Genomic DNA, 5,358 nt, shown 5'->3' with positions numbered 1-5,358 from the left:
CTGTTCTATTCCACCTTCAGTCAAGATTATCTTTGAATTAACCCAACTGGACCGGGTTCTCTCGATTTTCCCTAGCCGTGCTGACTTTGATGCTGTTATCACCCTCACCCAAGCGGCGTAAGCAGACAAAATAGGGTTTCTCGCCGCAATTTCTCGGCTACAATCTCAATTCTCCCCGTAAATCACCTCTTGACCGGACAGATTGCCATTTACATTATCGACTCCTCAAAACAACAATTTTTCTCAAGGAGAGGCATTATACTGTTGAGATGGCTCTCCTCGTTTTTGGATATTATTTCTAGGGGCAAACTACCATAGACTTGTTGGGAGCAGCTCACAAAAGACTGTCTGTTAAGAAATTCCATGACTTTAGTGATGACAGAGGGGAAGGGGGGCAAGATGGTAGATAGGTAATGAGTAGTAATTTCCTAGAATCCATGACAGTCAACAATCTCCAGTATGCTTATTTTCCCGGTTGTGTCGCTCAAGGTGCCTGTCGGGAACTATACTTATCCACGGCAGCCCTGACGGAAGCTTTGGGGATTAATTTAGTCGAACTCAAAAAAGCTGCCTGTTGTGGTTCGGGAACCTATAAGGAAGATTCGCAACTATTGGAAGATACCGTCAATGCGCGCAATATTGCCCTAGCGGAAGCCCTCAATTTACCCCTGTTGACTCACTGTAGCACCTGTCAGGGGGTGATCGGTCATGTGGATGAGCGCTTGAAGGAAGCAAAGCATAATAATCCCAATTATGTTGAGGAAGTTAATAATTATTTACAGAAAGAACATTGTTCCCCCTACCAAGGAACGACGACGGTTAAACACCTACTCTGGGCAATTGTGGGCGATTATGGCTTAGATAATTTGGCGGCTAAGGTGATTCGTCCCTTATCAGGCTTAAATTGTGCCAGTTTTTATGGTTGTTATCTCCTGCGGGCCCAGGATACTCTCCCCTACGATAATCCTTTTCAGCCGGAATCCCTAGAAAATGTCTTTCGAGCGGTGGGAGCAAATCCGATTTATTATCAAGGACGCACTCAATGCTGTGGTTGGCCCCTGTCCAGTTATGCCACCACCCAATCGTTCCAAATGGCAGGAAAACACATTTTAGAGGCCATGGCAGCCGGGGCCGATTGTTTAGTCACCCCTTGTCCTTTGTGCCATCTTAATCTTGATTCCCGACAACCGGAAGTGGCAAAAGTGATCGGTCGAAGTTTAGGTTTACCTGTGTTACATTTTTCCCAATTGGTTGCTTTAGCGGTGGGAGTGAGTCCTGATCGTTTAGGATTAGATCGACACATCGTTTCAACGAAATCCCTTTTAAAGAAATTGGGGTTTTAGGACAGGACTCAATCAGGAGTGTTAGCAATGGATTGGTTAAAAAGAATTTTTGGTTTAGATAAACCGGCCGATGCCGCTCGTGCGATCGCAGGTAAAGCCGCTGCTGCCGGTATTCCCCCCGAAAGAGTCGGATTAGACGGAAAATACGACGAAAGCGGCCTAGCTAAACGAGTAGTTTTAGCTTTTGACGAGACACCGGATTTAGCTGATGAAGACAAATTGTGGGTCGCTCAAACTGGTGGTAAGGTTGTACTAAAAGGCAAGGTTTCCAATCAGGCGACTTTAGATAAAATGGTGGCCATTGCCAGTAAAGTCCATGGGGCAACCAGCGTCGATACCAGTCAAGTAACTATTGGGTGAAGTCGAACGGCTATATTCCCCGCGAAAATTAACCACTAAAACCCAGAGGGTTTTTGCTAGGGTGGATAACTCCAAGACTGGCAATCGCCCTCAGCCGGCTGCTGTAAAATGGGAGGGATAGATACAACTCAGGAGAAAAGACCCCAGTGCCGTACAACCCCGCAGAAATCGAACAGAAATGGCAGAAGATTTGGCAGCAAATGGGATTGGACAAAACCCCAGAAAACGCCGATAAACCGAAATTTTACGCCCTCTCCATGTTCCCCTATCCATCGGGCAACCTGCACATGGGTCACGTTCGCAACTATACTATTACCGATGTGATTGCCCGTCTGAAAAGAATGCAGGGTTATCGCGTGCTGCATCCCATGGGGTGGGATGCTTTCGGATTACCCGCAGAAAATGCCGCCATTGAAAGGGGAGTTCCTCCGGCAAAATGGACTGATCAAAATATTGCCCAGATGAAACGGCAATTACAACAGTTAGGATTATCTATCGATTGGGAAAGAGAAGTTGCCACCTGTTCCCCGGAATATTATCGTTGGACCCAATGGCTATTTTTACAGTTTTTTGAATCAGGATTAGCCTACCAAAAAGAAGCGGCAGTGAATTGGGATCCTATCGATCAAACTGTCTTGGCCAATGAACAGGTAGATAGTGAAGGAAAATCTTGGCGATCGGGTGCTAAAGTAGAAAGAAAATTACTCCGGCAATGGTTCCTAAAAATCACCGATTATGCCGAACAATTACTCACTGATTTAGATAAACTTACCGGTTGGCCAGAAAGGGTTAAAACCATGCAGGCGAACTGGATTGGTAAATCGGTAGGTGCTTATTTAGAATTTCCTCTTGTTAACTCCACAGAAAAAATTGCTGTTTTTACCACTCGTCCCGATACGGTTTATGGAGTCACTTATGTGGTACTTGCTCCCGAACATCCCTTAACTTTACAAGTTACCACTCCCGAACAAAAATCGGCCGTAGAAACTTTTATTCAAGAGATAGCCAGCGAAAGCGAATTAGAAAGAACCGCCGAAGATAAACCCAAACGCGGTATTAAAACCGGAGGAATGGCAATTAATCCTTTTACTGGTGAAGAAATTCCGATTTTAATTGCTGATTATGTCCTCTACGAATACGGGACAGGGGCAGTGATGGGAGTCCCGGCTCACGACAGTCGCGATTTTAAATTCGCTCAGGAAAATAACCTGCCAATTAAGATAGTTATTACTCCAGAAAGTGGCGAAATTGAGTTAAAAGAGGCCTATACAGAAGCTGGAATTATGATTAATTCCGCTCAATTTAATGGACTGAATTCCCAAGAAGGAAAAACCGCTATTATTGATTATGCCACTGCCCAAGGTTACGGCAAAGCTAGAATACAATATCGCCTCCGGGATTGGTTAATTTCCCGTCAAAGATATTGGGGTTGTCCGATTCCAGTTATCCACTGTCCTAACTGTGGAACCGTGCCAGTACCTATCGATAATTTACCCGTTACTTTACCAGAAAATGTCGAATTTAGCGGTCGAGGTGCTTCCCCTTTAGCCAAATTAGAAGACTGGGTAAATGTGGATTGTCCTCGCTGTGGCACTCCCGCAAAACGGGAAACGGACACCATGGATACCTTTATCGATTCTAGTTGGTATTTCCTCCGTTATACCGATGCTAAAAATGAAGATATACCCTTTCAATTCGAGAAGGTTAATGATTGGATGCCCGTGGATCAATACGTCGGAGGAATCGAACACGCTATCCTACATTTACTCTATTCTCGTTTCTTTACCAAAGTTTTAAGAGACAGAGGTTTAGTTAATGTCGATGAACCTTTTAACCGTCTATTAACCCAGGGAATGGTACAGGGATTAACCTACAAAAATCCCGAAACTGGCAAATATGTCCCCGCAGAAAATGTTATCTATAAAGAGGATAAATATTGCGATAAAGACACGGGAGAAGTTCTATCTTTCTTCTTTGAAAAAATGTCTAAGTCGAAATATAACGGCGTTGATCCTCTGAAAGTTCTCGAAAAATACGGGGCCGATACTGCCCGAATGTTTATACTTTTTACCGCACCCCCAGAAAAAGATTTACAGTGGGAAGATGCGGGGGTAGAAGGACAATTTCGCTTTCTTAATCGGGTGTGGCGTTTAGTCAGCGAATATATTGAAAATAAACCCAAGCAAGTCAAAAAAATAGAAACTTTCTCGAAAACTGACAAGGATTTAAGACGGGCAATTCACACCGCTATTAAAGAAATCTCCGAGGATTTAGAAGGAGATTATCAATTTAATACCGCCATTTCCGAATTGATGAAACTCAGTAACGCTTTAGGGGATAATAAGTGTTTTGCATCCCCCATTTATCGGGAAGGAATCGAAACCTTATTAATCTTACTTTCCCTCTTTGCTCCCCATCTGAGCGAAGAATTATGGCAAGCTTTAGGCCATAGCCAATCAATTCACCTGCAACCCTGGCCAAAAGTTGATCCTACTGCCCTGATTGTGGACGAGATTACCCTTGTCATCCAAATTTTGGGAAAAACCAGAGGCACGATACAAGTTCCCGCTAGTGCCGATAAAAGCACCCTAGAAACCCTCGCCCTGGAATCAGAAATCGCCCAACGTTATTTAGAGGGTAAGGAAATCAAAAAAGTGATTGTTGTCCCGGGCAAATTAGTTAACTTTGTCGTGGTTTAAATGACAGCAATTATCACAATGGTAGGGAATTAAGAACCTTTTCAGTTATCAGTAACCAGTTAGATTAAGTAGGTAGGCGTTAAAAATTATCAGATGCCTCCTTATTAAGGGGGATCCCCCCGCCTATCGGCACCCCCCTTATCAAGGGGGGCAGGGGGGATCGAACCTAAAATCCATTTTTAATTTAATTATAACCAGCTACTTAACACTTTCTATCAAAAACTATCGATAGATGGTAAAATATACAATTAGCATTGTCTGTAAATAGGGTTTGCTGAATAAATATGAAATGTAGGCGAGGTAAGGACTTTAGGGCCTTTCTCGCAAAACCTTGCACCTGTTTTGCGAGAATCGTGGTTCAAAACCTTGCCTCTTCATCAGCGATCCCATCCTGTAGGGGCGAAGCATTCGGATAGGAAATCTAAGGTTTCAGCGATAGGTTATTGCCCGAATGCTTCGCCCCTACTTTTTCAGCAAACCCTAAATAAGAACAACCTATGAATATTGAATCAACTAAAGTAAGATGAGTTTAAAGATTCTATTTTCCGTCTAAATCGTCAAAGGAATACCAATAAAGATAATAGACAAGAGAATTATAAAACTTCTCAAAAGTCTGCCTAAGAGTCGTAAAATCATTGAGAGTAATCGCATTTACTTATCTCCTATCTTTATTGATATTAAATCACAGGGATGATAGCCGAGAAAAATCATAGTCAATCAAATAATCAAAAAAATCATAGTTTAGACGGTATTGGGTGCGTTGTTCATTCATGGCGTGGTAGATGGGGAATTGATGGGTAGGGGCGAAGCATTCGGATAGAAAATCTAGGGTTTCAGCGATAGATTATGCACGAATGCTTCGCCCGTACAGGGATTTAATGGGGAGATTATCGTAATTTTATCACAGGGATGATAGGCTAAGGTTATTGTCTGGGGTAGGGGCGAAGCATTCGGAT

3 protein-coding genes and 1 pseudogene are annotated in these 5,358 nt (G+C 43.2%); all 4 read left to right on the top strand.

The genetic code is table 11. From position 1 onward, the window contains the following. Nucleotides 1–121: pseudogene (locus IQ242_RS15775) on the top strand (anti-anti-sigma factor); the annotation flags it as partial. Nucleotides 122–413: 292 nt separating this feature from the next. After that, a complete protein-coding gene (locus tag IQ242_RS15770; RefSeq protein WP_193960615.1) occupies nt 414–1,343 on the top strand; it encodes a CoB--CoM heterodisulfide reductase iron-sulfur subunit B family protein in 930 nt (309 codons plus the stop codon). 27 nt (nt 1,344–1,370) lie between these two features. After that, entirely contained in the window at nt 1,371–1,703 is a 333-nt protein-coding gene (locus tag IQ242_RS15765) for a BON domain-containing protein (RefSeq protein ID WP_052278145.1), read from the top strand. A 146-nt stretch (nt 1,704–1,849) separates the two neighbouring features. Beyond that, entirely contained in the window at nt 1,850–4,402 is a 2,553-nt protein-coding gene (gene leuS / locus IQ242_RS15760) for a leucine--tRNA ligase (RefSeq protein WP_128575306.1), read from the top strand. Nucleotides 4,403–5,358 lie beyond the last annotated feature (956 nt).

The organism is Microcystis sp. LEGE 08355, from assembly GCF_015207185.1.
In the GTDB taxonomy this organism is placed as follows: Bacteria; Cyanobacteriota; Cyanobacteriia; order Cyanobacteriales; family Microcystaceae; genus Microcystis; species Microcystis panniformis.
This window is presented reverse-complemented; position numbering and strand designations above follow the sequence as displayed.

Bases quoted from the DNA above. Each gene is read 5' to 3' on its own strand.
- IQ242_RS15770 (WP_193960615.1), top strand. From the start codon at position 414: ATGAGTAGTAATTTCCTAGAATCCATGACAGTCAACAATCTCCAGTAT.
- IQ242_RS15765 (WP_052278145.1), top strand. From the start codon at position 1,371: ATGGATTGGTTAAAAAGAATTTTTGGTTTAGATAAACCGGCCGATGCC.